General features: G+C 38.0%; 25 protein-coding genes. 10 read left to right on the top strand and 15 right to left on the bottom strand.

The window, feature by feature from the left end:
* The first annotated feature begins 209 nt into the window (after window positions 1–209).
* The 3 genes from AWM68_RS02150 to AWM68_RS02140 all read left to right on the top strand — a co-directional run bounded on the left by AWM68_RS02150 (window position 210) and on the right by AWM68_RS02140 (window position 3,387).
* Complete coding sequence (locus AWM68_RS02150) at window positions 210–1,253, top strand: ArsR/SmtB family transcription factor (protein ID WP_066236436.1); 1,044 nt, start codon at window positions 210–212, stop codon at window positions 1,251–1,253.
* Window positions 1,250–2,482 (top strand): MFS transporter, encoded by a 1,233-nt coding sequence (locus tag AWM68_RS02145; protein WP_066236435.1) that lies wholly within the window; start codon window positions 1,250–1,252, stop codon window positions 2,480–2,482. Before AWM68_RS02150 ends, AWM68_RS02145 begins: the two co-directional genes overlap by 4 nt.
* A gap of 251 nt (window positions 2,483–2,733) precedes the next feature.
* Window positions 2,734–3,387, top strand: coding sequence for a hypothetical protein (locus tag AWM68_RS02140; RefSeq protein ID WP_066236434.1), 654 nt, complete (start codon window positions 2,734–2,736; stop codon window positions 3,385–3,387).
* A gap of 125 nt (window positions 3,388–3,512) precedes the next feature.
* On the opposite strand, the gene AWM68_RS02135 is transcribed toward AWM68_RS02140, so the two are convergent.
* Entirely contained in the window at window positions 3,513–3,872 is a 360-nt protein-coding gene (locus tag AWM68_RS02135; RefSeq protein WP_066237438.1) for a VOC family protein, read from the bottom strand.
* A gap of 494 nt (window positions 3,873–4,366) precedes the next feature.
* Here AWM68_RS02135 and AWM68_RS02125 point away from each other — a divergent pair, with 494 nt between their 5' ends.
* On the top strand, window positions 4,367–4,951 hold the full coding sequence (locus tag AWM68_RS02125) for an MEDS domain-containing protein (protein ID WP_082820528.1): 585 nt from the start codon (window positions 4,367–4,369) through the stop codon (window positions 4,949–4,951).
* A gap of 4 nt (window positions 4,952–4,955) precedes the next feature.
* Here the strand turns inward: AWM68_RS02125 and AWM68_RS02120 are convergent, their stop codons facing one another.
* On the bottom strand, window positions 4,956–5,291 hold the full coding sequence (locus AWM68_RS02120) for a hypothetical protein (protein ID WP_066236432.1): 336 nt from the start codon (window positions 5,289–5,291) through the stop codon (window positions 4,956–4,958).
* A gap of 115 nt (window positions 5,292–5,406) precedes the next feature.
* Between AWM68_RS02120 and AWM68_RS02115 the strand changes: the two genes are divergently transcribed.
* Window positions 5,407–5,643, top strand: a complete 237-nt coding sequence (locus AWM68_RS02115) for a hypothetical protein (RefSeq protein ID WP_066236431.1) — start codon at window positions 5,407–5,409, stop codon at window positions 5,641–5,643.
* A gap of 701 nt (window positions 5,644–6,344) precedes the next feature.
* On the opposite strand, the gene AWM68_RS02105 is transcribed toward AWM68_RS02115, so the two are convergent.
* The 5 genes from AWM68_RS02105 to AWM68_RS02085 all read right to left on the bottom strand — a co-directional run bounded on the left by AWM68_RS02105 (window position 6,345) and on the right by AWM68_RS02085 (window position 12,901).
* A complete protein-coding gene (locus tag AWM68_RS02105) occupies window positions 6,345–6,869 on the bottom strand; it encodes a GNAT family N-acetyltransferase (protein WP_066236429.1) in 525 nt (174 codons plus the stop codon).
* 39 nt (window positions 6,870–6,908) lie between these two features.
* On the bottom strand, window positions 6,909–7,052 hold the full coding sequence (locus tag AWM68_RS21215; protein ID WP_156488277.1) for a hypothetical protein: 144 nt from the start codon (window positions 7,050–7,052) through the stop codon (window positions 6,909–6,911).
* Window positions 7,053–7,071: 19 nt separating this feature from the next.
* The gene (locus tag AWM68_RS02100) at window positions 7,072–7,926 is read right to left on the bottom strand and encodes an aminoglycoside 6-adenylyltransferase (RefSeq protein WP_066236428.1); all 855 of its coding nucleotides are present in this window, start codon (window positions 7,924–7,926) and stop codon (window positions 7,072–7,074) included.
* A 448-nt stretch (window positions 7,927–8,374) separates the two neighbouring features.
* Entirely contained in the window at window positions 8,375–12,427 is a 4,053-nt protein-coding gene (locus AWM68_RS02090) for a S8 family serine peptidase (protein ID WP_066236426.1), read from the bottom strand.
* A gap of 273 nt (window positions 12,428–12,700) precedes the next feature.
* Window positions 12,701–12,901, bottom strand: coding sequence for a hypothetical protein (locus AWM68_RS02085; RefSeq protein ID WP_066236425.1), 201 nt, complete (start codon window positions 12,899–12,901; stop codon window positions 12,701–12,703).
* Window positions 12,902–13,114: 213 nt separating this feature from the next.
* Between AWM68_RS02085 and AWM68_RS02080 the strand changes: the two genes are divergently transcribed.
* Complete coding sequence (locus tag AWM68_RS02080) at window positions 13,115–13,636, top strand: DUF4362 domain-containing protein (RefSeq protein ID WP_066236424.1); 522 nt, start codon at window positions 13,115–13,117, stop codon at window positions 13,634–13,636.
* A 385-nt stretch (window positions 13,637–14,021) separates the two neighbouring features.
* On the opposite strand, the gene AWM68_RS21650 is transcribed toward AWM68_RS02080, so the two are convergent.
* Entirely contained in the window at window positions 14,022–16,490 is a 2,469-nt protein-coding gene (locus tag AWM68_RS21650; RefSeq protein ID WP_066236423.1) for a S8 family serine peptidase, read from the bottom strand.
* A gap of 448 nt (window positions 16,491–16,938) precedes the next feature.
* Here AWM68_RS21650 and AWM68_RS02065 point away from each other — a divergent pair, with 448 nt between their 5' ends.
* Window positions 16,939–17,334 (top strand): hypothetical protein, encoded by a 396-nt coding sequence (locus tag AWM68_RS02065; RefSeq protein ID WP_066236421.1) that lies wholly within the window; start codon window positions 16,939–16,941, stop codon window positions 17,332–17,334.
* Between the two features lie 442 nt (window positions 17,335–17,776).
* Here the strand turns inward: AWM68_RS02065 and AWM68_RS02060 are convergent, their stop codons facing one another.
* Entirely contained in the window at window positions 17,777–18,424 is a 648-nt protein-coding gene (locus AWM68_RS02060) for a pentapeptide repeat-containing protein (RefSeq protein ID WP_066236420.1), read from the bottom strand.
* 362 nt (window positions 18,425–18,786) lie between these two features.
* The gene (locus tag AWM68_RS02055) at window positions 18,787–19,635 is read right to left on the bottom strand and encodes a DUF2785 domain-containing protein (RefSeq protein ID WP_066236419.1); all 849 of its coding nucleotides are present in this window, start codon (window positions 19,633–19,635) and stop codon (window positions 18,787–18,789) included.
* A 171-nt stretch (window positions 19,636–19,806) separates the two neighbouring features.
* Between AWM68_RS02055 and AWM68_RS02050 the strand changes: the two genes are divergently transcribed.
* Entirely contained in the window at window positions 19,807–20,328 is a 522-nt protein-coding gene (locus tag AWM68_RS02050) for a DUF6843 domain-containing protein (protein ID WP_066236418.1), read from the top strand.
* Between the two features lie 36 nt (window positions 20,329–20,364).
* Here AWM68_RS02050 and AWM68_RS02045 read toward each other — a convergent pair whose 3' ends face one another.
* Together AWM68_RS02045 and AWM68_RS02040 are read right to left on the bottom strand one after the other, a co-directional pair.
* Window positions 20,365–20,811 (bottom strand): DUF3574 domain-containing protein, encoded by a 447-nt coding sequence (locus AWM68_RS02045; protein WP_231868350.1) that lies wholly within the window; start codon window positions 20,809–20,811, stop codon window positions 20,365–20,367.
* Window positions 20,812–20,943: 132 nt separating this feature from the next.
* On the bottom strand, window positions 20,944–21,489 hold the full coding sequence (locus AWM68_RS02040) for a hypothetical protein (RefSeq protein ID WP_066236417.1): 546 nt from the start codon (window positions 21,487–21,489) through the stop codon (window positions 20,944–20,946).
* Between the two features lie 131 nt (window positions 21,490–21,620).
* On the opposite strand from AWM68_RS02040, the gene AWM68_RS21205 reads away from it, so the two are divergent.
* The gene (locus AWM68_RS21205; RefSeq protein ID WP_156488275.1) at window positions 21,621–21,764 is read left to right on the top strand and encodes a hypothetical protein; all 144 of its coding nucleotides are present in this window, start codon (window positions 21,621–21,623) and stop codon (window positions 21,762–21,764) included.
* Between the two features lie 305 nt (window positions 21,765–22,069).
* Here the strand turns inward: AWM68_RS21205 and AWM68_RS02035 are convergent, their stop codons facing one another.
* The 3 genes from AWM68_RS02035 to AWM68_RS02025 form a co-directional block, all read right to left on the bottom strand.
* On the bottom strand, window positions 22,070–22,561 hold the full coding sequence (locus AWM68_RS02035; RefSeq protein WP_066236416.1) for a cysteine hydrolase family protein: 492 nt from the start codon (window positions 22,559–22,561) through the stop codon (window positions 22,070–22,072).
* Window positions 22,562–22,811: 250 nt separating this feature from the next.
* Entirely contained in the window at window positions 22,812–23,786 is a 975-nt protein-coding gene (locus AWM68_RS02030) for a glycerophosphodiester phosphodiesterase family protein (RefSeq protein ID WP_066236415.1), read from the bottom strand.
* A 142-nt stretch (window positions 23,787–23,928) separates the two neighbouring features.
* Window positions 23,929–24,264 (bottom strand): n-acetylglutamate synthase, encoded by a 336-nt coding sequence (locus AWM68_RS02025; RefSeq protein WP_066236414.1) that lies wholly within the window; start codon window positions 24,262–24,264, stop codon window positions 23,929–23,931.
* A gap of 133 nt (window positions 24,265–24,397) precedes the next feature.
* On the opposite strand from AWM68_RS02025, the gene AWM68_RS02020 reads away from it, so the two are divergent.
* Window positions 24,398–25,066 (top strand): GNAT family N-acetyltransferase, encoded by a 669-nt coding sequence (locus AWM68_RS02020; protein ID WP_066236413.1) that lies wholly within the window; start codon window positions 24,398–24,400, stop codon window positions 25,064–25,066.
* The last annotated feature ends 232 nt before the right edge of the window (window positions 25,067–25,298 follow it).

Here is a 25,298-nt window from a genome sequence, read left to right as displayed (position 1 = left end):
CTCGCACCTTCCACTACAATCACAGATATTTACGTTACGTGTTCTTAGATTTGTTACACATTCGCTTAACAAGTCACGTTTTTTACTATGTATACATTTTCAATTATTTCAAAGGAATGGAAGATGTACAATCTTTTAAAATTCAAAATATATTGAATTTAAAATTCATTTAATTTAGAATTAAGTCAAACTTACATAGGGAGGTACCCATGAAAAATATGTATTCACCGCTGCCTCAAGAAACAGTTTCTATATCCGTTGAGTTCTCTCCTGTTTGGGAGATTGCTTTAGGGATTGCCGGCTACACCCATTCCAAGTTACGCCACACATTTGAATCAGACAGACGGTGGGCAAATCACCAATCTTCCATGACAGCAACATTAGTAAACCATTTAAAAGAAATGGAACAAACAAATTTGTGGTATGGGTTGCTTTTGATGCAGAATTATCTATCCGCACCTTCAGTTCAAGATTTTTCGAATGCGGTTTCTGAGCTGGAGCCTGACGTATTTTATGAAACGCTCTTACCTTATAAGGATAGATTTCATGAATCCGCGAGAAAGAAAACAGCGAGAAACTATGAATTTACGGAATTTTTTTTTCAATATGCCTCTCATTTTAAAGGTCATGAATATTTAGAGGGATATGTACAAACGCTTGGCAAAAAGGAGCGTCACGAACTTATTAAATTGTTCGTTGAGACAATGTCTGAATGGCGTGACTGGATCAGCCAGCAAGTGGAATGGGAAAAGTGGATGCAAGCTCTTTCTTTTGAAAAGAAACAACATGGTTCGATTGACGGCAACAAACCGGTAGAAGAGATCGAACGCATTTCAGGTGGCGCGAAGTATCTGCCTGAACCCTCCGTTTGGCAGGTAAAGCTGATTCCACACGTGTCGTATCGTCCTTGGATATTAGAACTGCGCACGGCAGATACAAAGCTGTTTTTCTATCCTTTAAATGAAGAAGCATTACTTACACCTGGTACCCCGCCTCAAGAACTAGTACGGGGGCATAAAGCATTAGGTGATGAACTGCGGTTAAAGTTGTTGTACCAACTCATTAGAGGACCGTTGTCCTTACAAGAATTGACCGTGCAGTTCAACGTTTCAAAAACCACTCTGCATCATCAGCTGTCACTCTTAAAAGCCGCTAAATTCGTGAAAGTTGAAAAAGGCATTTATTCAGCCAATACGGCAAGCATTCAATCATTCTCTAACCGACTTAATCAATACCTCGGAGAAAAACGATGAAATTAACAAATTACACAAAATCCTTCAGAGCCCTCTGGATCGGAGAAATCATCTCCGAGTTTGGAGGAGCTGCTGGCGGAATCGTAAACGGACTATTGTTGTATGAGTTAACAGGCTCCAAAGAATGGATGGGAGCGCTCTGGCTCGTTTACTTTCTTCCGTCATTGATCTTACAAGGAATAAGTTCACCTTTCTTAAATCATGTCATAAAAGAAAAAATGCTTAAAAACATTCAGTTGATTCGCTCGGCTGCCTATCTTCTCCCTTTAATCGGTTATCTTAGTGGAACTGAATTTGGCACGATTGCCGGACTAGTCGCTCTGCAATGTATGTTAGGACTTCTGCAGCCGATTTATGCCAGTCTTTCTTTCTCACTTTTGCCTGACCTTTGTGAAGAAAAAGAACTCGTCTCAGCGAACAGCTTATTAGATGGAACACTCCGACTGATGAGCTTTATCGCACCTGGTGTTACTTCCCTGCTTCTTTTAGTCAGTCCTCTACATGTTATCTATGGATTATCCAGTTTCTTGTTCTTACTTAGCTTTTTTTCACTTTCTCGTATTCCACAAACGAGCAAACCAAGAGTCCCCACCTGGTCAAAAAAGTTTTGGTGGAGTGAGTTGAGAGCTGGTTACAGTACCTTCTTTCATTATCCACAGTTATTACGGCTCACTCTTCTTTCTTCAACTGTCCAATTTGCAGTCGGAGCAACATTGGTTTTGAATGTTCCGTTTATCCGTGCAGAGTTGAATGGAGAAGCTTGGGAGTACGCTATTTTTGCCGGTGCTTTCCCTGTTGGGTACGCTCTTGGGATGATTTTGCTCACAAAGATTCCTAAAAACCCAAAAACAATGTATGTCGGTCTAATAGGCGGTGGCTTCTCCTTCGTACTTTTGTATGTTGTGCCTTCAATTCCATTAGCTTGGGGCTGTGAACTTCTAGGTGGGTTGTTGTTTCCTTTATTCAACGCGCAGAGCGCTGCGATTTTTCAAACTGAAGCACCGCGTGAACGCTTATCCCAACTAAGCTCAGTCCGTTTGCTTTATCTGCGTATCACGATGCCACTGGGAATTCTGTTCGCTTCATCCTCTTTTTTAGAAATCAGTACGCGGCTATCCTATTTAATAATCGGCATGATTATCGTATTAGCAGGATTGTATTTCTTTATTCATACGAGTGTTCGAAAGGAAAGTGTGGTATTAAACGGTAACGTGAGGAGAACGAGTTAACACATAAACAAACGCCCTAGTTGACCTGGGCGTTTGTTTATTTCCAGGGTTTTATGGATATCAGCTACAAAATAGAATCATGTAGTTCAACTCGACGAACCTGTCCTTAAGAAATTTTATGCAAACAAAAAACAAACAAAACTAAAGACACATCAAAATATGTCTTTATGTTTTAAGAATGTTTCATAAATAAAGAACATAAAAGAATTTAGATACTTATTAAATTAATACCCAATATGAGGAGGTTTGAAATGCAAGCTAATTCGATTCTAAATCCAATATCTTTTATACGTTTGTCTGGGTTATTTTTAACAATGGCAGGTATTGCTTATATTGTTATTCAATTTATACACCCAGTAGAAGAAATTTCTTCTATCAGTAAAAATACATGGGTAGTTGTGGCAATACTCACAATGATAATGTCTTTATTTAATGCGATCGGAATCACTGGAATTTACACTGGACAGATAAAAGAAAGTGGTTGGCTAGGATTAATAGGGTTTATTATGTTTGTCCTTTTTTGGTTACTTTCCATGACATTTAGTTTTGTTGAAGCATTTATTTTACCATTAATTGTGAACGAAGCCCCGAAATTTGTTGAGGGATTCTTAAGTATTTTCGGGGAGGTCAAAAACAGAGATATTCTAGGTGTTTTCCCTTCGTTAGCTCCAATAGCGGGTATCATGTATGTTTTTGGTGGTTTGCTATTCGGTATAGCAACGTATCGTGCTAAGAAATTCTCTCGTATGGCATCGATTGTACTTTCAGTATCTTCGGCGATAACTATTCTCGCTTCGGTTATTCCTCACCCTTATAATAGATTACTAGCGATACCAATGGGAATTGCATTAATTTATTTAGGATGCTCTGTCTTGTTTAAATCAAAGGAAACTTTCAAAAGTTAAATTTCAAAACCTTCTTAAAGAAGGTTTTTTTGGTACATATGTTAGTTCGAAGGATATAACCACAGATTTTGTGGTAGGGTTTCATATTCACTTACTTGAACACAAATCCAGTGCGATCCTAATCCTCATCTATTCTTCTTTTGTACAAGGCCAAAACCAATGCCGGTAGGATCCACTAAATATGCAAGGTAAAACTCATCAAACTCCATCTTGTCTCGAACTACGACTGCCCCGTTTTCTTTTGCTTTAGAAATCGCATTTTCAATTTCATCTACTTCAATCTGAATACGAGTTCCATGCGGATGATCATAAGGGCCTTTACCGATTCCGCCACCAATTCCGCCACTTTCCTCATTATGATTAGATATCGCCCAATAATCCCAATGAGGACCTGTAAACTCCCAACCAAATACCTTTGAATAAAACTTTACTGCTTTCTCCGGTTCCTGAGTGCTTAGTTCAAATCCAATTACTTTACCTGTCATTGTTTCATCACCCTCACTCGCATTAATTTCTTTAAACAAACTAATTAACTACCAATTATTTCAAATCTAACGAAGGAAAGCAATCAAAATATGTGCTTAATCACGCTTACTATTTTCTATCTAAAATAAAAATAGGTATAACATATGAAAGAATAAGGATAATTGGTGTCACTATGAAAAGAGCAAACAAATCTGTTTTGTAATTTAGCGGTACATAGGCATGCCAGATCCAAGACATCACGTTCCATAGCACGATAAATATAATGATAGAAATAACAGCATGTAATAGTTTTCTTAAAAAATACTTCAATTTAATCTCCTTTTATTTTTTGTGTCAAATTCACTGTAACTTCAATAAATCATTTACGAAGTCCTTCCTACCTATCATTAATTTGTTCTTTTAAAAATTTTCATTGTTAAATTTTTTCTTTTTTTAGCTTTTACCCTTTAAACCTAGTAAAATAGAAACAATACAGGAAAGAAGGGGTGATCACTTGAAACATAAAATGAAAGAATTGTTTGAAGAACAAAAAAGTGTACATGTTCTTTATTCATACAATGGCCACACGAACTATTTAGAACAAATGATGGACTTTATTCAAGATGGCATTTCTTTAGGAGAATACGTAATCGTTATTGAAAATGAACGAATCTATAGGCTGTTGCATAAAGAACTTAGCGTCCGTTTAACGCCTGAACAAATGAAGTTTGTTCATCATATTAACAACTTTGATTTTTATTATTCAAGCGGCAGTTATCATCCTCCTGCTATTTACGATTACTTCTGTAAGGCAGTACAGCCTTACTTAGATAACAATCTCTCTTTTCGGTCATGGGCACATGTTGAGTGGGCAACGATGGAAGATCCGCTTCATCTTATCGAGGATCTTGAGAGAATTGTTGATGAAGCAGTGAATCTCCTTTCCTTCCCCCTAATTTGTGCTTATGAAGGAGAGAGAATGCCCGATCACCTTAAAACCATTTTATTAAAAACACATCCCTATATTTTGATGGATGATCAATTTACGAATTCTGAACAATATGAGACGGAAGTAAATGTTAGTAAACAAACCAGCTGAGGTGTCAGCTGGTTTGTTTTTTCTCTTTCTTTCTTTGGTTAAAATATCTTTCTATACTAGCAACAATACTACCAATCATGTAAAGAACTCCATTAGCGATGATAACTAAGGCTATTATGGCACCAGCTATCCCAGCGCCAAAACCATCACTGCCCTCACTCTTCGCCTCTCTTAATAAGAAAGAACCTGTTGTTGAGGCGACAATAGGACCAAGAAAACAAATAATGAGTCCCGATAGCCAATATGGCGTTTTAAATTTTACATTCAACGTATAAGGAAAATAGTTGAAGATAATCAGGCTAAAAACTAAGACAAGACCAAACAAAGCACCACCGTTCATATAACCCTCCTTATACTTCTCATTGAGTACTCCATAATAATGATATGGAATATAATGGTATAATGAAATATGTATGTGAACTTTAAACAAATAGAAATGAATGGGGTGATCATACATGAAAAAGGGTTTCTTATCTTTAATATGCGGTGTATTGCTTGGTGGAATACTTTCCTACTTTCTCTTAGATTATCGTGAACAAAGTATGGTGTACTTAAATTATTATGGTGAAAAGTCCAAAATCGTACATGAGTTGGATTTTGACTTCATCTCCAATTCAGCGGCAATTATTATTGGCGTGACACTCGTAATCTTCTTCACTGTTTCATTGCTGGAGAAGATGGTTAAGAAGTAAAAAAATCATGTAATGGAAGTCGTTGTGATTTTTGCAAGAAGACTGCATTGAAAACGGTTATACACACTCTTATTCAACATAAGTAGCAGGATTGTAATATAACTTTGAACAAATGTGTGGAGGTGCTTTTATTTTTACTAGAAAGATTATTGTCGCTAACTTTACTAGCATTATCATGACAATCTTTAATGCCACAATATTGGGTATGGAACTAGGTCTATTTATAGGGATGTACTTATTTCCTCTTGTTAATTTCTATGGTTGTTTGTCATCTATGGTTTCCGATTTTTTGACAAAAAGAATTCATGGATTGCCAAGGTTTTTTATAGCTGGTGTTATTCATTTGTTTTTTGCGACCTCAATCTTGATCTATACCCTTATAACTGAATATACAAATGATATAACTATTAGGAAAATCATCAATGATATTTTTCTTATGCAACCCATAATGTCAGCGGTTATTTTCTGGTTATTAGACGAGTTGTTTAGGAAAAGAAAAGTTAGAAGTAAATGTAGAAACCTTTTAAACAAACTTGGTGAATTGAGGATATAAAAATTATCTACATGTGAAGGTTCCTAGTATTATCATCTTAGGTTTTACCAGTGTATTCATTACTTTTAAGTTTTACATGTTTTCAAAAGAATACACTTCTCTTTATTCACGTCAAAAAAAGAGATCTCCGCAATAAGAGACCCCTTCTTTATAAATACTTCTCCATACGTATATCCGCCCACATTTTCTCTTTCCAATACGTAAAATCTTCAATGCGGCCAATTTCCTGATAACCTAATTTGCGGTAAAGGTTTTGTGCTTGCTGATTAAATTCAAAGACCCCTAACTCAATCCGATTTAATCCACGTTCCTTAATCTCTTTCTCAAGGTATCTTAAGGCTTGATAACCTATCCCTTTCCCTCTGCCTTCACGCTCTCCAATCGTAATCCCGATCCACGCCGTTCCCGGTTCTTTGTGTTTATATAGATGCGGTGGATCCACCATATAGTTCATCTCACCGACCAATTGATCGTCCATATGTATTTGATAGATTTCGTGAAATTCTAATCGAGCGCTTAAGTCTTCTATTGAAATAGACCTCTTACTTTCAAGCTCAGCTCTATTTTTATGTGGCCGAGTTAACGGAACAATGGCAGGATCATTTTCCCAGCGGTTTAAGGCTTCAATAAAATTCTCAGTAGGTTCTATAACTTTTGTAAAATGAATGGTCACGTTTTGATGTCCTCCGTGTTTTTGCTAAGCTCTATGCATTTATCTTTCTTCTAACTTGTTAGCAATTCGTTTTAACGAGTGATTGATCTGGTATAGCATAACGAGTACAAAAATAGCTATTCCGATTGGGAATATAAATGTTAAAAGACCCATCAATCCAAACCAGCCCGGTCCATATTCCATAAACTCACCGCCCTTCTAATTATTTTGTTTCGTCTAATACAAGATTTAAAATCATATCTTCCCATTGCAGGTCATATTTAATTTTAACGATCTCACATAACTCTTCATGCACTTTTTTAAATTCTGGAATTATGCTGTTCATAACACTGTAGACATCATGGGGATTTCGGCTGCTGTGCCATTGTTTTAAAAGGGTTAATTGCCAGTTATCGAGCTTACTCCTCTCTCCCTCTAACTTGGCCCAATCTCCAAACGTATTCGGTTGAATTCTTTTCGCCATATACCAGCCTGTTGTCATAGAGAAGCGCAAGTTATCTACACAACTCAGTGCATAATAGATTTCGTTTCTCATCACTCGACGGTAGATTTCATGTACGTATGCAAAAAATTTATTCCTCCAGATTTCAACCTCTACTTCTGTGGGTGAATAAGAAAGCTGCAGAGATTTCTGTCTGACCGTCTCCACTATCGCTTCAGGATCATGAACAATTTTGATGGGCTGCAGCCAAACCGACGGCTGAAGATCGTTCTTTTTATAATAAAACGTATCCACTTTTATAAAGCAATCGAAATGTGCAATGCTATAGGTTGTCCAAGGGAAATCTTCAAAGAAAAGGACTGTACCCCACTTCTTCGCTCTTTCTTTTTTGCGAGATCGATACCCCTCGAATACGTCATCTTTAACAACAATTCTCAAATCAATATCGGAATAGAGATCGGTGTTTTGTTTACCAATCGAACCACCGTAAAAAACGGCTAACACATTTTTATCGCTTAATAAGTCCTTTTCAATAGCGCTCATTAAGTCGTACCGTCTTTTTGGTAGATGATCGTCTCTCGTTTTGTATTTTTCTTTAACTGCTTTAAATCCCACACACGGTAACCATCTCCTATATTTTGTTAAATATATTATTCGCTAGCAATAGACTTAATCCTTTTCGTTTCGGGTATTGTTACACATGAAAGGGAGGAAAACCATGTGCAGAAATTAAAACATGTCCTGCTTTTTGCTTTAGCCGTATGTATCATCACTTATCCAATCATTCCTACCAGCGATTGGATCTACTTTTCTATTCTTTTCCTAGTTCTAGCGTCAGTTGTTGGCTATGTCTCTTTTACGATAAAAAACTTTTGGATCACCTTTCCCATAACGTTAGTATTGGTTTTATTGTTTACATTTGTGGTCAACAAGTTTACTTCAATAGAAATCCCTTTAACTATTATAATGGGTAGTGCCATATTTCATTTTTTGGGTGGTGCTATCTATACCATTAGACAAAGAAAGAACCCACATCCCTAAAGGATTGTGAGCTCTCTTTTTTTTATAGTCCTAATTCTTTTAAAATAGATTCTAGTGTTTTTCCATCTACTGTTGTAACTGGAGTTGGTGCGTTGTTAACGGATGTGTTTTGTTTTAAGTAGTTCTTTTGAACAAATCCGATATCTTTTGCATTTACGGTACCGTCAAAGTTAATGTCTGCTGCGCGGTTATTTGAGCCCCAAGCGTCTTGAATCGCAATCGCGTCTTTCACATCGATCGCGTTATCTTGGTTCACGTCACCCGCTACGAGAGGAATGGAGATTGTTTCTGATTTTCCATAAAGAACACCTTTATATTCAAATCCGAACTTTTTATTTTGTTTTGTAATAAAGTGTCCTGGTACATTGACTTCAAACGTATACTTTTCGTTGCTAAGAGGTAGCGGTTCAATATTTAAACGTGCATTTCCATCAAACATATTAGACGCATCTAGTTTGTAGTCACCATTTGATACATTGACTTTTGCCCCAACTTTTGACCAGTCACGGTTGCCAATAAAGTTTCCGCCCTCAACCATATATCCTTCTGGCCCTAAATTCGCTTGTACACGGTTGAATGTTGGCTTTAGTTGATAGCGCTTCCCTGCATTTAGTAGATTTGACGTTAGACCGTTTGCATCTACGATCGTTGCTGTTGGATTGATGTAGCCAACCGGATAGAAAAGGTCGTCTTGAACTTTCACTTTCACATCGACCACTTCAGAACGATCAAACTTTTCGTTCCCATTAAACTTCACTTTAATGCGATCGCCATTTACTTCAATTGTTGCTTTTTCCTTAAACGTGTCAGTTAATTTTGCCTCTTGCAGGTAGACATGTTGAATGCCTGGGTTAGCAAAGTTCCACGTAATTTCTTTCACGCCTTCTACGTTATCCATAACAAGTGAAGCATTTAGGAGATCACCAGAGCGTGCAAGCTCTGTATTATGCTTTGCGTATGTTACGGGAGTTCCTTCTTTTACGAATAGATATTCCTTCCAGTTTGCCTGGTTTCCTGCTGCATCATAACCGATTACATTAAAGGATAGAGATTTAGTATTAGGGTTCATCTCCACTTCATCGATCCACTTTCCGTTCTTGTCCAATCGGATCGGACCGTTTGGCATCGGAAACCCGTACGTGTATACAGCAAAGTTCGATGATTGATCGACATTCAGACCGGCTTGCTGCATCGTTGCAACGTTATCATCTGTTATTTCCACTTCAAACGGATAAGTTGCTTGTCCTGGTTTGTATTCAAGGAAAGGTGAATCTCCGTCTAGAGAACTTTTCACTTTTGGCGTTTCAATATCAATGAAGATGTCATCAATCTTTGTTTGTATTTTGCCAGATGGCAGTGTTGAAACGAACTTTAATTTGTAATGCCCTGGTTCTGCGATACTCGCTTCTGATGCTACAGGATTTTTCTTATCTCCTGTAAATTTGTAATAGTTTCCGTTAAATGTTTGAAGGAAATAATCGCGATCTGTTAGTGCCGCTGTCATGTTAACAGTACCTACTAGTCCGAGCTCCTTATTTGTCTTACCGTCTTGTAAAACGATATCAAGTGTTTCAACAGGTGAGCCTAGATTGAACTGTGACATCAACTGAGTTGTTCGGTATCCGTCAAATGCATGATTGTAATAACTTGGTGTTAAAGCACGAGACAGCAACTCAAGCTTATCAAAACCAGGCTGTGATTTTTTAAAGCTGAACGGAATACGATAGTTCTCAGTTTGGTCCTCGCTGTTTGTAATCAATAGGTAGCCTTCATAAAGTCCTTTTTTCGCTGTACCTGGAAGGGTCAGTGCAACATTCACGTTCTTAACCGCATTTTCCGTTACTTTGATTGTGCTATCCACCTCTACCGCTACACCGTTTTCTTTTAAACCATTTGTTCCCTTTTGCGGGTTCTCAACAACTTTTACATCAAATGTCTTCTTCTTGCTGCTTTTGTTCGTGAACTGGATTGTTTTCTTTACTTTTATTGATGAGTCGTCTGCAACGACTTGCTTATTAAAGCTTAGTCCACCTGTTTGATTCTTAATTGTCACTAAGTTTTCACCGTTCGGAATCAAAGTCTCATCTTGAACTTGGATCTTTGTTTGGCTATGAAGAGCTTGATACGGATCGATACGTCCAGCGCCTACTTCAAATACACTATAGTCTCCGTTTAATTGATCACTTGTGTTCATTAGGATGGTTTTGATCTCTGCTGGCCCTAGATCACGGTTCTCTTCTAATAAAAGAGCTGCAACACCAGCGGCAAATGGTGATGCCATAGATGTTCCGTTTAAGCGAGCATATGCATACTTATAGTTTTCCGGTGTTTTCAGGTTCACCATATAAGAAGGATACGTGGAGAGTACACTCACTCCAGGCGCAACGATCTCTGGTTTCATTTCGAAATTTCCGTTTACTGGTCCTCTAGAACTGAAATCAGCGAGTTTGTCCCCTTCTGTATAGCTTTCTTTACCATTTGTAAATGTGAACGTCTTGTTTCCATTTGCAATTGCCGCTTTTAGTTCTTCCCCAGCTTTCTGTGTCATGGAGAATGCAGGCACATAATCCGTAGATTCCCCTAAGTTAAAGCCCACATGACCTTCTATGTTGTTGTATAGAATAACGGCTTTAGCTCCATTCTCTTTTGCAAACTTTACTTTATCGTTAAGGGCAAAGTCCCCGCGTTTTACGAATGCAATCTTTCCTTGTACATTTTTATTGATATAGTCCGCTTTATTCCCAAGTCCAACATCTACTAGCTCAAGTGTTGTACCTTCTAAACTAGCAAACGTACTCGAGAAGCTGCGCGCCATGCTTACTAGATCTGTAGACCAGCTGCCTGCTTTCCCTGTAAACGTAGTTTGAGAGACAGGTACATCGCTTGCCCCAACTGTTAATGCAAGAGCGGCCGTCCCTGGTGATCCAAGTGTATGGCCGTTCGGTCCACTGTTTCCTGCTGAAACGACTGCTGTTACACCGTTTAATACTGCATAATTCAGCGCTGTACTTGTCGGATAATAGGGATCGTTTACGGCTGCTCCAAGAGATAGATTAATAACGTCCATTCCATCTTGGACAGCTTTATCGATTCCGGCAATTACACCTTCAGATGCCCCGCTGCCATAAGGACCGAGAACACGGTATGCGTATAGATCGGCATCTGGTGCAACACCTTCTACGGAAACTTCGCTATCATTCTTGTTCTGTCCCACGATCGTTCCAGATACGTGTGTACCATGAGATGTGTAGTAAGGATTGCTGCCGTTATATTCCGGTTTCTTAGAGACTTCCCAATCTTTGTATGTCGCTTCCATTGGATCAGCGTCATTATCCACAAAGTCATATCCGCCTTTGTACGCGTCTTTTAAGTCAGGATGACCGTAGTCGACTCCTGTATCAAGAACACCCACTTTTATGCCATCTCCCGTGATTCCTTCTTCATGAAGCTTGTCCACATTTAGGTACGAAAGACTTTCAACAGACGTTGTGATTTCACGCTCCACATCGCTTGGCAGTTCTTGAGGTTGCACCGGATCTACTGTGTACGTGATATTTTTATAGACTGCTTTTACAGCATTCGACTTGAGTAAGTCTTCTACTTGGTTTGCAGGCAATGTGATCGCTGCACCGTTATAAGCTGATTGATACGTTCGGGTAATTTTCGGTGCATTCTTTTTTCCTTTTATTGTGAGATGCTTCTCTACATCTTCTTTAAAGATTTTATGCTCTTGCTCCACTTGTGCTTGAGCTTTTTCTTTTGTTAAGGATTTCCCTTTCATTTTTGCTTCTAATACAGCAACATGACTAGGTTTTGAATGGAACTCCACGATAACGGAGATTTCGTCTTCAGCATTTAGTTCGCCGTCTTGAAATCCTTGAAGTCCTGTTTGGTTATTCAGTTCTAATTGTTGTAACGCTTGTCTTTGTTCAGTGGTTAAGGATGATAGGATGTCTTCTGCTTTCCAAGCCGTTGCGTTAACGGTCTTATAAGGATTTGCACTTAGAGGTGACAAAAGTAATCCTGTTGACAGGGCAAGGACGACTGACTTTTTTGCAATCTTGGTGACGACCATGGTTCTAACCTCTTTCTCATCTCAAATGATTTTTCAAAATATTAATATAATTTTATAGTAGTAGTATTTGAGAAGAGTAGCTATCGGGTTAATTTTTTAGGTCTTTTGAATTAGTTTGCATAAAAAGCTGTGTACAATTATAGTTAAACGAACCGTTTATAGTAAAAAGTACACAAAATCATTTGGGTTAATTTCTGTTTCTATGTCGATAGATGCCTTGTAGAATTAAAAAATACCCAGAGATGAATCTCTAGGCTTTTCCGAGTCATAGTCTTAGCTTTTATTAAGATTGGCCTTTTTTTGAGCCTGCCATACGTGTATCACACTTGGTACTCCCGCAGCCATGCTCACTATAAAGCTCCACATCACATAGCGCCATTCCCCTGTATAGATCGCGACCAATATAAAAAACACGAACTGACCAACAAGAGCAAACCATGCGGCTATCCAGCCTGCCACTAAGTTCTCCTTCATACCATCACTCCTAGTCTTTTCAGCGTTTGATCATACCTGCTTCGATTTTAACATATTTATCCATTTCAATGAAAATAACGATGTGAATATACTTCTGTCTGCACATTTCAGAGGTGTTTATGTGGTTCAGTAAACTTGGTTTTCGAAAAAAATGGAACTATTTTCTATTCAATTCGTTCATATAATTATTAGTTTTAAAAAGGGGGAGAACAATTGAAGAAGTTTATATTATTGATGATATTAACTGTTGTTTGGTTAGTTGGATGCCAGGATGTGGCTAAAGAAGAGAGTACTTTTAAATTAGAAGACAGTATAAAAAACGGTGATGTAATCGTCGTTGACACAGGTCAGAGTATGCCTAATACTTATAAAATATATAACTTGGACAAATTATTTATGTTTATTAATAAAGCAAATGGAGCAGAATCAAGTGAACTTAAGTTTATCAACGTCACGAAAGACGGGAAAAGCGTTGAAAATAAACTTTCATCAAACAGAGGGAATGTAACATTCGATAATAAATTTCTTGGAATGAAAGATTATTATTTAACAGGTGGTGGCGAAACTCTTATTGGATTGCAAGAAACGAAACCCTATGAGTGTGGAAACATAAATGCAAGTAATAATGGTGTTACTTTGACTCAATGTAAAAATGAAGATCAAAATTTCATAATCGTTCCTTTTAAAACGCAAGAATTTAGAGAAGCTACGGCAAAGGTAAAGATTAAAAAGTAGTAGCTTTTTAGCACCCTGTTTCTTATTACAATTATGTTATTTTTGGAGTGGATTTAATTACCGAAATAAATACGAATTTCACAACTGCGACAATCGGGCACCGCACGTTAATCCTCCTAATTCCGCATAAATAACAAGTACATGGCTGATTCGAAGTCGCTTTGAATCAGCCATCTCAACTATTATTGTAACCAAGCTTGATAGTATCGAGTAATCGCTACTGCAAAGCCTCCACGAATCACCTTTTTCCCTGGTTCAAAACCGCTTCTACTGTTGGTTGCAGGTCATAAGGTCCACACTAAATGTAGCATTAATAATATTCAAATCAAGATAAGTAATTTAAAAGGGACTGATTGCACCTTGTACAATCAGTCCCAAATCTTACTTACTTATGATAATTAGCGTAGTATCTTGTGATGATTACCGCATAGTCAGCGCGGGTAATGGTTTTACTCGGATCGAATTTTGCTTCGATCTGTGGTGTAAGGTCATACGGTCCTTGGCTAACAGAGAAATAAGCATTTAAAATGTTTAAGTCTAGTGCTACTTGTACATAGCCTCTTAAATGACCCGGGATCAACCCTTCATCCTTAACAGGCACACGGAGATTTCCATATTGTACAGTTATTGCTTCACCAGAACGAGCCTTCGCTTCCTTTTCTAAACCAAGAGCTTGAACCATTGAATACGCCAATTGCAGACGGTCTACCTTTCCATCAGGGGAGAAGGTTTCGTTTGCTGTCGGCAGCATCACGCCGTTTGTTGTTTGCCCTACGTCCTTTAGCGCAGCCCCTTTCGCAAGTACCGCTTCTACAAATGGTAAATCATCCGCTTTAACATCAGAAACTGTTTTTAAACCATTGAGAGGTAAATACTGACGAACTCCAGCCCCCATCACAAGGAAATCAGCTAACTCCGCCCGCTTTAGGGGTTGATCAGGCTCGAAATTCTTTGTGTTTTTACTATCTACTAACCGTTCATTCACTGCTAACTGTATCGCAGATTCAGCCGGATGCCCTGCAATATCATTTAATCCTGTGTAGCTACTTGATTTCTTTAACACGATCTCCCCTTGGACCGTTTCAGGAAGAGCTATTACTTTTTGCAGTCCTTCAACTGCTACTGTCCAAGTACCTGGAATAGGATTCACCACTTGAACAGCCCGGTCCGTGTAAAGAGGAAATAATGCTGAAATCCCTGAAGAGTACCGGGTTCCGTCTGGTGAAATTAACGCTAAATTCAATGTATTTCCCGTTTGCTCTAAAAGACCCTTTGCATGAAAACGTGCAACTAATTCTGTTTGACCTGACCCAACGGTAAAGGTTTTTTGATAGGTTGATGGTGGAGAGTAATCAAATGTAAATGATTGTTTACTTTCAGTTAAAGATGCACTGGCATTAAATGAACGATTCACATTTAACGTCTTGCCATAAGCGCTATTATTAAAAGCTGCATCAACTGCCGAATAGGCATTCACATAACCAGCGCCAACTTCCCAATTTTCATAGCCTGGCATATTTGTAGCCGTTTGTTGTAAGATCTCCTTCACCTCAAGCGGAGAAAGCGATGGATTGGCATCTAATAATAGAGCGACAATTCCCGCTACATGGGGTGCTGCCATTGACGTTCCACTCATCGTAGTGTAATAAGGAATGTATGCAGGAGGTATAAGCGCCACATCATCTGGAGCCCCTAATCCAGCTACAGGAGCAATGACTCGAGTGGAAACAATGGATTCACCTGGTGAAGTCACTGTGGGCTCGTCTACCCATTTCCACGTTTCTCCATCCACTGTCACTGTACCGCCCTTGTTTTTTACTCCTCTTGAAGAAAAATTAGCCAGCTTACCTTGTTTCGTACCCGCTGCAACGGTAATAACCCAAGGTGCTTTTTTGTAGTTACCCGAAATCGTTGAATCGGTTGGACCTGAGTTTCCAGCTGAGAATACTGTTACGATTCCGCGGTCATAAAGTTCCTTTGTCGCAACGTTGATCGGATTATTTGGATCAAAATCTGTCCCCGAATCACTTGTGTCACCCCAAGAGTTTGTGATTACACGAATGTTATATTCAGCTTGGTGAGTTAAGGCATAATCAAATCCGCCTAAAGTATCAAGCATGGCAACTGCTGCACCTGAACCATATCCAATTAAATCAGCTCCAGGCGCCACTCCTTCATATTCCCCGCCAGACATGGCTCCAGTACCACCGACAATCCCAGCTACGTGAGTACCATGACCCGAGCTTGTATCGGTGTTTGGTACATTTTCAATATAAGTAATGGGCAGTAATTCATTTTGTGCTTGTAAATTCGTTGCACCTAATACGTTTTGGACTAAGTGGGATCCGTACTCAATATCCTTATGTGTACCATCAACTCCACTATCATTAATGACAACGCCAACACCTTTACCAGATACAGGTAAGCCTCCATTCGCTTTACGGAACGATTCTTCCGTACGAAGACGATCGACACCGGTTAACTCTGTCGCTTCTTTATTCTCATATTTTAATGGCTTATTGTAATAAATGGACAGAACGTTTTCATTGTTTGCTAGTTCGTCTACTTGCGCCTTTGTTGCTACCGCTCCTGCAATCGGTAATTCCTTTAAAAGAATACCTTTTGTAATTCCAGCTTCCTTTAATAACTCTAATTTCTGTTCCTTTTCCAAGACTTCTTTTTTGAATGTGACAATCACTTGTTGTGGTGTTATGGAATTGGTAAATCTTTTTACTAATTGCTCGTCAACTACTGCTGAAGAAGTTAATGCATTTACCTTTTGGAAGGGAACAATAGTGTTGAACAAGGTTCCAAAAGTAAGAAGAAACGCTAATACTATTCCACGCATTTTCATCAAATTACCTCCTCGTACCCTTTTCATCTATTATTGCATCTATAGAAATGAACGACTATTCTCCAGAGGCTATATCATTTTTGCGTAAATGTACTATTTTCGATACAACTAAGGTAGTAGGATTAATCGATTCTTCCTACAGAAAAGGGGAGTGGATCTTATGATTAAGGATCCAGTCAACAAAAAAACCTCTTACAAAGAAGGATCCAACAAAGTTTTTACACATAATGTTTCTAATTTTTCTCTCTCGTTGGGACATTTTTCCATTCTAGTACAAAATTACATCTTTTGGGATCCTAATGAAACTATTCTAGCGAGACCTCTCAAAAAGGGTACTACTAGTCTCATGGGTGTATGAATTAACTTAGTAACCAGCTTGTCTCACCCGAATATGATAGGAGTATCAACGAATATATTTCGTGTGAAAAATGACTAAAGGATTGTGAATATGTACCAAGAAGAAGTATTAGAAATAGGGGCCAATTGTATATTGCGATTAGATAATCGTTTTTTTCTTGTTGTAGAAGTTGAGGCAGAAATTCCAGGAGTAGAGTTAGAAATTTTCACCATAGCTAGAATTGATAAGGAAACAGCAAGAAGACTATTAGATGCGGGAATAGAAATGTGTGAAGTCACAGATAAGGTACCTAAACCAAATATAGGAAGAGAAGTAGAATTTATCTGTATTTTTATTGACCGTGACCAAGCTTTTGCCCTTTTTGATGTAGAAGAAGGCGGAGAAGATAGAGCTGTATTCGTAAGAATATCGTTAGTAGAGGCAAAATGTGCCATTAGAAATGGTGCAAGGCATTGCAATGTAATCGATGCTAGGGAACATTGTTAAGATTAACTTAATCATTCCCCATAAAATCATTATTTAAATGGAGTCCTATTATGGGCTCTTTTTGTTTATAAAAAGTGCTATGATGCAAATCCTCTATACTTAAACAGAAACAGTATATCTTCAACAATGCTGCACGTTTCTTCAATAAGGTATTTGTGCAAAAATAACCTTTATAGCGGTAAAATATTGTCGGAAATAATGAAGGATGCAGTATTAAATATAATCAGTTAAAACCAATACCAAGACAAAATGTAGCGTAAAGATGCTAAACAAATGAAAATAATACTAACAAGAATCATCATAAATTTTAAGTTAAAATTACTCATAAGAATTGATAATACTATACTTACACTAGGACTTGAATCGCATACCAATAACTTCATGACAACAGTTATTGTCATTTAGTTATTGGTATCAATAGCTATAAGTTTTTCTTTAATAGCTATTCTTCCCTTACTTTTAGACCTAAAAGTGTTGCAAACCCTATGGCTTGTTCACTGGAAACGATGCAGCCTTTCAAACTTTTCATATCCACGTTAATGTTCTCAAACTTACATGTGCTAATATCAATGCCGTTCAGTACGGTTTCTGTAAAATCTACATCCTCTAGATTGCATTGATTAAACTTCACTTTGTTCAACTTTGTACCATAATAATTTGCACTTTTTAACGAAGAATTTTCAAAAATCACTGGCTTGAGATCGGCATCTACAAAAGAACTCATATCCAATTTGCTGTTTTCAAATGTCACATTCCTTAAGTTGGCTTCTTCTAGGTCTATGCCCATCAACTTACAATCTTTAAACAAGACTCTAAACAGAATGCCTTCTTTGAAACTCGTATTGGAAAGATCACAGTTTTCAAAGATGACATCGGTCATATCCACTTTATAGAAACTAGAATCGATCATCGTCACATTGTTAAACGTCACTTTTGACAAGACCAATTTCTCCACATCTTCATTTTCAATAAACTCACCGTTCACAGCACTTTCCAAAAGATAAGGATCTTCATCCTTGTAGATATCCCGGAATTTTGCCTCATTGAATCCTGGATGAATCTTTGGCAATTCCACTTTAAAATTTTTCATCAGCTATTCCTCCGTTCCAATCGTTATAGCTAAAGCTTATAGAAGTCGAACGTTAAATTTAAGTCTTTTCTTTTTGATCAAAGTCTGTGCAACGAAACAGCAGGGGAACAAAGTGGGTGATTTTAATAGAATTTCAGCTAATGTGAAATTATTGCGATTAACGTGAATATATGGTCCGCTAACGTGAAATTATTGAAAATAACGTGAAATTATCGAGATTAATGTGAATATAAATTGCAGTGTCCATTTCATACGGACATCATCTCAAACTGTTTATCTTGAAGAAACAGTTGCACTTCTAGCGACCAAAAAAAGAAGCTTGAACTCAATATTTGAGTTAAGCTTCCTACTATTTTGTGAGTTTAAAAGGCGGATAAGCTTTTTTTAACGGTTTCTGCTAAAGAGACATACTTCTCATCCCCAGAAACGCCCAAATATAGACTCTTCAACAACGATTTGCAGTTAGCCATCACATACCAATACACTTCTGGGGCTAACTTTTCTTTTTGCGCTTTTAGATTGTCTGGAATTTCGCTCACAAATGCCTCTAATTCCGCTATTCCTACCTCTTTATTCAACATCGTTAGAACAGGCTTTATCACCCGGTCGTCTTCTCCATGCACAAACACGGTTTGCGCGTTGCAATACTTTTTCAGAAGGGGCTCAATGATTTTGAAGTAATCCTTTTGATCGACCATTTCACTTTTCAGCAGCTCACCACACGTGTCAGCAACATGTGCTACACTATGTGCCCAGCCTTTTACAGGAACGTATCCACGTAAGTCCTGTTCCAAGTCAATATATCGAACAATAGCATCTTTCGCTCTCGTTACCGTTTCTGTAGGCAGGAAATCTTTTTCATTGTCTTTGTAGATGATGACATCGATAAGTAGAGTCGTAAAGGCTCTTGTGAAGACGGTATCTGTACCATTCTCACCAATTCCCTTATGTAAAAGGTTATCTAAGCTATAATCCATAAGTTCTTTTAGCACCGCGTGATCCAGTTGATTCTCTATGATGGACTCGCAAAAAGAGCGGTACACCAGCTCTCTTACATCACTCGTTGGGGAACCAATGTGTGTGATCATTGCATCTACTATCGCCTTCTTATTTTCTTCGCTCCACGTTTTTTGTCCACTTTTAATCTCATTTAAAATCGTAAATAACTCAGTTTCAGAATATTGCACTTTACTCGTTAACAATGTGGTCATGACTTTACCTCCAGATTGTAAATAAATCCCTGTCTTTCAATTATACAATACATATTACATTTTGGATTTTTTTGTATAATCCTTAACAATTCTGTGTACTGACTCTACTTGTTATAGGATTTTTGGATAGAATGATACAATAAAAGAAATTCATTGAAAGAGTGAAAGCCTTTGAAAAAATATATGATTTTGGTTATGTCCATCCTGTTTTTGGCAGGCTGCGGGTTCAACAAGCAAGAAACAACGAAGAACATTTTCCTCATTCCGGAAGGTTTTGAAGGTTCGATTTTTACGTTTTACAACATGCCCGATGAACCGGCTTTAAAGAAAGAAGACGGCTATACGGTGATTCCCGTAAAGGAAAAGACGTTGGAAGATTTGAAGAATACGGAGATTAGTCAGTACGGTGTCTATTTCACGTCAACGAAAGACATGATCTATGGCGTTGTGAATGATCAGTATTACTATGTAGATGAAAACGGTAAACGTAAAGAGATCAATGAGCAGTGTATCAGTCTTGGCTCAAACGGCGGCTTTACCGGTAAAAATGGTGAAGATATTAAATACTCCGTCATTCAGGTAACGTCTTCGAGCTGTGGACCTTCTTTTAAAGAAAACGGAAGAAATGATTTCAATGCTCAGGTCAATCATGTTGGCAAATATTATTTTCAAAAACTGGCCAAGACAAGATAAAACGCTGCAGAGGGGTTACACCCTTGCAGCGTTTTTCTATTCGATAAAATACATCTTTCCGTCAACTTCTAATGATATCGCTGATTGTTTCATATCTTCTTTCAACGATTTTGCATAGGCAACAACAGCATTGATGCTTTTCTTGTCTAAATCTTCAGCAAAGCTATACACGATCGTCACTTTTTCTTTTACTAGCTGGTCATCCTCTGACACCCATGCTCCAGTTCCATCAACCGCCGTTGCGCCGCCAAACATTTTAGAAAACGTCTCTAATGACTGATTTACGTAAGGCGTGTTATCAATTGGCTGATCTACATTGTATGTCGATGGCACGTAAATTTTGATAACCTCATCAAGACTGTATTGCCCCTTTAACGCATTCGTTTCTTTCGCTTGGATGGTTTCTGGCTTGCTTGAATCGTTTAATGAAAACGCTAGAAAACCGACCAATACTAGTGATAGTACCCCATGCAACCACTTCATCCCTTTCAACCTGCCCACTCCTTTTCACACTTTAAATGGATAATAAGATAAAGTGTAGAGAAAAGAGTCAGGTTGTGAAATAGGTTGATTGGTTCAATTAAATTGAAGAAAAAGCAGGACTTTACTCTCAGATCACTTCCAAATCGCTAAATACTTCTTTTTGTATTTAGGGTCCGTTACGGTTTCAATTAACTCCATGGCCATTCTTTTAATCTTTTCCTCATTAACTTCATCATTCAGATTACGTAAGGCTTGAAGAATATCACTTCGAATCAACGTGACGTTCTTTTCCTCTTCACAGGCATGAAAGCGATCAACCAGATGGTTAACGACCAACTCTTTTTGTTCACTTCCAGCAAGGGCGATCCTCCAAATGGATTGCAAGCTATGGCGAGCCGTCACAAACTTCTTATCATATGTTACGTTCCATATGGCAGGGAAGTCTTGTAGAATTCTTTTTTCAGGATCGCTGATTGCTAAATGCGCGAGAAATTGTGCTGCTCTAGATCGGCGATGATTGTCAGGGTCATTCAAATCTTCTTTCAACTGATCCCATACTTCATATGCCCAATCGACCGGTTGCTGAGTCGCCTCAATAATTTGGTTATACGCTTCGTATTGAGTGTTTTTATCGGGTGAGTTTAGATTTTCAAAATGGGACTCTATTGTTGGATTCATGGTTCACCTCTTATTTTGTTTCTCGTTTAATGATGGTTTAGCTACTCCTTCTATTATACAGGTTGTTTTCTATTTAGATTAATTCATAACCGTAATGGCAAGAATAGTGGTAAAAAGGAGAGTGGATACAGATGGATCAAAATAAAGAATATGCGGCTGCCGATCTTTCAGAGGATTTGGTAAACGAGCTGCAATCTTTTGAAGAGAAGTTAAGTGGGCAGTCGAACAAAGCCTTAATTGTAATTGCTTATGAAAAAGATTCTGAGCGTCAATAAACAAAAACCCTCATAAAAGAAAGATAGATATCGGTTAACGGGTTCAGTTTTTGAGGTGCAAACATTATTATTAGCAGTATTTTTGGAGGCGAAATCGCAAGGGTTTCGTCTTTTTATTTTTGTTATGAAATTATTATAAATTGGTATATTAATTAGCACTGTAGTTGGCATACGATAAATGAACATAAAATAAGAACCCCAATCGAGTTCTTATTTTTAGGCGTAGGCCATATTGATACTCTAAGAAACGACGTAAAGCAGCATGCTAAAACTACCTATGGATGAATAAATGGACCTAAGAATTCTTAACTCAATAAGTCATTCAAACAAATTATCTCGCATCCTTTACTTTCATAATAGTCTATTATAGAATCAATTTTCTTTTTATCATAACTTGTAATGCAATCTGATAGTACACTAACTCTATAGTTTAATTTACGTAAGTTATAGCAAGTTGACTTAACACAAGCAATAGCATCTGCTCCAGTGATTAAGAAGTCTTTTATTTCATTTATACTAATAAAATCTTTGAATTCTTCACTCGTTAATGCGTTTCCTTTATATTTTGTAAAAACATTTTCTGATACTATTTTCAAATCTGGAGCTAATTCGGCACCTCGTGTATCTGTTTTAAAAGTTCTCGTACCAGGTGACAAATTCTCATGTCTTATATAAACAACATGAATATTATTTTCAACCGCCCAATCAATTGATTTGTTGATATTGTCAATGATATCTTTGTAATTCTTTGTTATGTCATTTTGAATATCAATGATTACTAAAGCTTTTTTCTGCATAATACATCCTCCTAAGACCCCATCCATATTTTTTCTTATAAACCTATAATAGAACAAGTGTTCGTTTATGGCAAATATTAACACAATTCTTTAACATAGCTATTTTTAAAAAAGTGTTGTTGTATTTGTCTGTCTTGCAAACATCCTCTAGTGGCCAATAAAGGTCATTTATTTTAAGTGTCAATTAACATTATGTACCTCAAAACCGAATCCTTAAGATTTCGATCTATCTCCCTTTCTTTGTTTATCATTATTGTTGATGTACTTCATCTACAATCTCATCAATCCGGTTTGTCCAGATTCCTCCTGTGTAATGGTCCGGTAATCGTTTAAGGTCTTTTACTGAATCATATCCTTCAGACCAACCTCCGTTACCCGCCACTATGATAACTCGGGTCCCGCGATCTTCTAACCGGCTAATAAATTTTTCTGGCCAACCCCACATCCATTTCCCATAACTCTCTGGCATATGAATTTGTGTGTTTTCACATTTTGATGGCACGTACCCTGTCCAACCTACTGCCATGTACGGAAGCATGCAGTCTTTCATCGTTTGTTTTGACATAACCCGCATTTCTGGAAGTTTTTCTTTTAACGAATTAATCGGCTGATCTCCGCCATATACAGAGAGTTGAGTCAATCTGTCTTTTGGCAACTTGGATAAATGTTTAGCAAGCAGCTCCCCCTCGGCAGGGTCATCACTTTTTATATGAATCAAGAAAGACTGATCCCGAAACTCGGTCAACACCTCGTCAAGAGAAGGCATCAGTCCTATTCCTTTGCCTCGTAAAGGATGGGTTTTTCCTTTGTCCGCCGTATAGCCGTAGCCTATATCTAGTTGCTTCAGTTCATTCATCGTGTGCTCTCTTGTTACACCTTCTCCATTCGTTCTGCACTCAAGTGTCCAGTCATGGAAAACTGCAAAGTCATTGTCTTTTGTCATCTGAACATCAAACTCCACAACGTCCGCACCCTTATTAAATGCAGCTTCCATTGAAGAAATGGTGTTTTCCAAATAACTATGTTCAGGTTGGTGAATCATTTCAGCCGTACAGGTGTCACCCGTGACCCCTTCCATATCAAATGTTTGAGCCATTCCTCTATGTGCGAGCAGCCATGGTTTCTTCTCTTCATCAGTTTTAACAAAAAGGGAGCTATTGTTCACGTATATAAACGTGATTAAGGCTACTATTACCATGAGCACTTTTATCTTTTTTCTTTTCATATGAAACTCCTCTTTCCTTCAATATCCCCTTTTATTATAAGTAAGTTTTTTCTTGCACCACTATAGCTTGACTATGATATTTTGGTGATAAATGGCTGCACATAAAAAAACAGAGAGTTCTAGTCCCTCTGTTTTAGAAGAATTATTTCACTTCCTCTATGACCGATTCTCCTTCACTTCCTTCAACCCATTTCCATTTTTCATGCAAACGGATTCTACCGTCAGGCAGTACTTCAGGTGTTGAATAACATTCTCCTCCTCTAATTTCATTGAGTTTGTTGACATGATTGTACCTAAACTGCAAGCTGCCATCTTTGTTTACCAATCCGATCAGTGTCCCTTTCACAATTTCCCCGCCGCTATAGGACGCTGATAAAACATTTCCTTCTTGTATGTAGTGAAAAATCGTTTGTGAGGACACTTCGCCGTTTGCAGAGTTTTCTACCGAGACGAATGTTTTGCCGTTATAATGTGTCACGTATAAGCCTCCTTGTTTTTATAATATTCACACAATTTAACATATCTATTAGTTTGTTCGCAAGATGAAATCAGAATATATACAACTTTTCTGTGCATATAGTTGGTTTACAGCATCGGAAGGAGATCACTTCATGTATGATCACTTAATGCCGTTACAAAAAAGACACATAAAACGAGCAAGTGAGATACTAACTGCATCCTTTATTGATAATCCCATGTTCGTTTACTTCTTCCCCGAGTTGAAAAAAAGAAGAAAAATCTTGAGGATGACCTTTCCGATTGTCATCAAAGTCCTAGAGTCCAATGGCAGATTGTATGTGACTTCAGATCTTGTAGAGGGACTTTTTTGTGTATCAGTGCACGGAGAGAAAACGAAAATTGCAAAACTGCTTCATGCGGCGTTAACCTGCGGGATTCGGCTTCCTCAATTTCTGATTCACCTGTCACTGATTGAATTCATGCGAAAAGCGAGCCGCTTGCAGCCCGCCAACAGCACTCTGGCAACCTATAAAAAGCGATTCGACAACTTCCTTTTGGTCGATTCGGTTTGTGTGGATCCCGCTCGCCGCCATCAAGGACATATGACAAAAATGATGAAAGCAGCAATTGAAGAAACAAAGAAAAGAAAGACATTTTGTCTGCTTCAAACAGAAACAATAAAAAATGTGAGGATCTATAAGCATCTAGGGTTTTCCGTGGTCGAAGAAGTCAGGTTTGATCACATTCCCTTTTCTACCTTTGTAATGATTTATGATCCATATGATATTACGGCTAACATGAAGAAAAACCAACCGGAATAAGTATAATCCGGTTGGTTTTTTGGTTTGGCTCTTCTCTAAAAGATTGTTGCTTTAGTTCTGTAAATTTATTTACTTCATTGACTAGTTTATTGGAGTGTAAGATGCGAGACTCCTTCGGGACAAGCCGTCAGGTGAGACACTTAAGAGTGAAACGTTACGAATGTGGCTCACCGCCTGCCCCGAGGAAAGCGAGCATCTGGAACGAAAATCAACTACTTTCAAAGCCAATAAA

The organism is Fictibacillus phosphorivorans, from assembly GCF_001619875.1.
GTDB classification, from domain to species: Bacteria; Bacillota; Bacilli; order Bacillales; family Fictibacillaceae; genus Fictibacillus; species Fictibacillus phosphorivorans_B.
The sequence above is the reverse complement of the archived record's forward strand: the minus strand, read 5'-3'. Positions and strand labels throughout refer to the sequence as shown.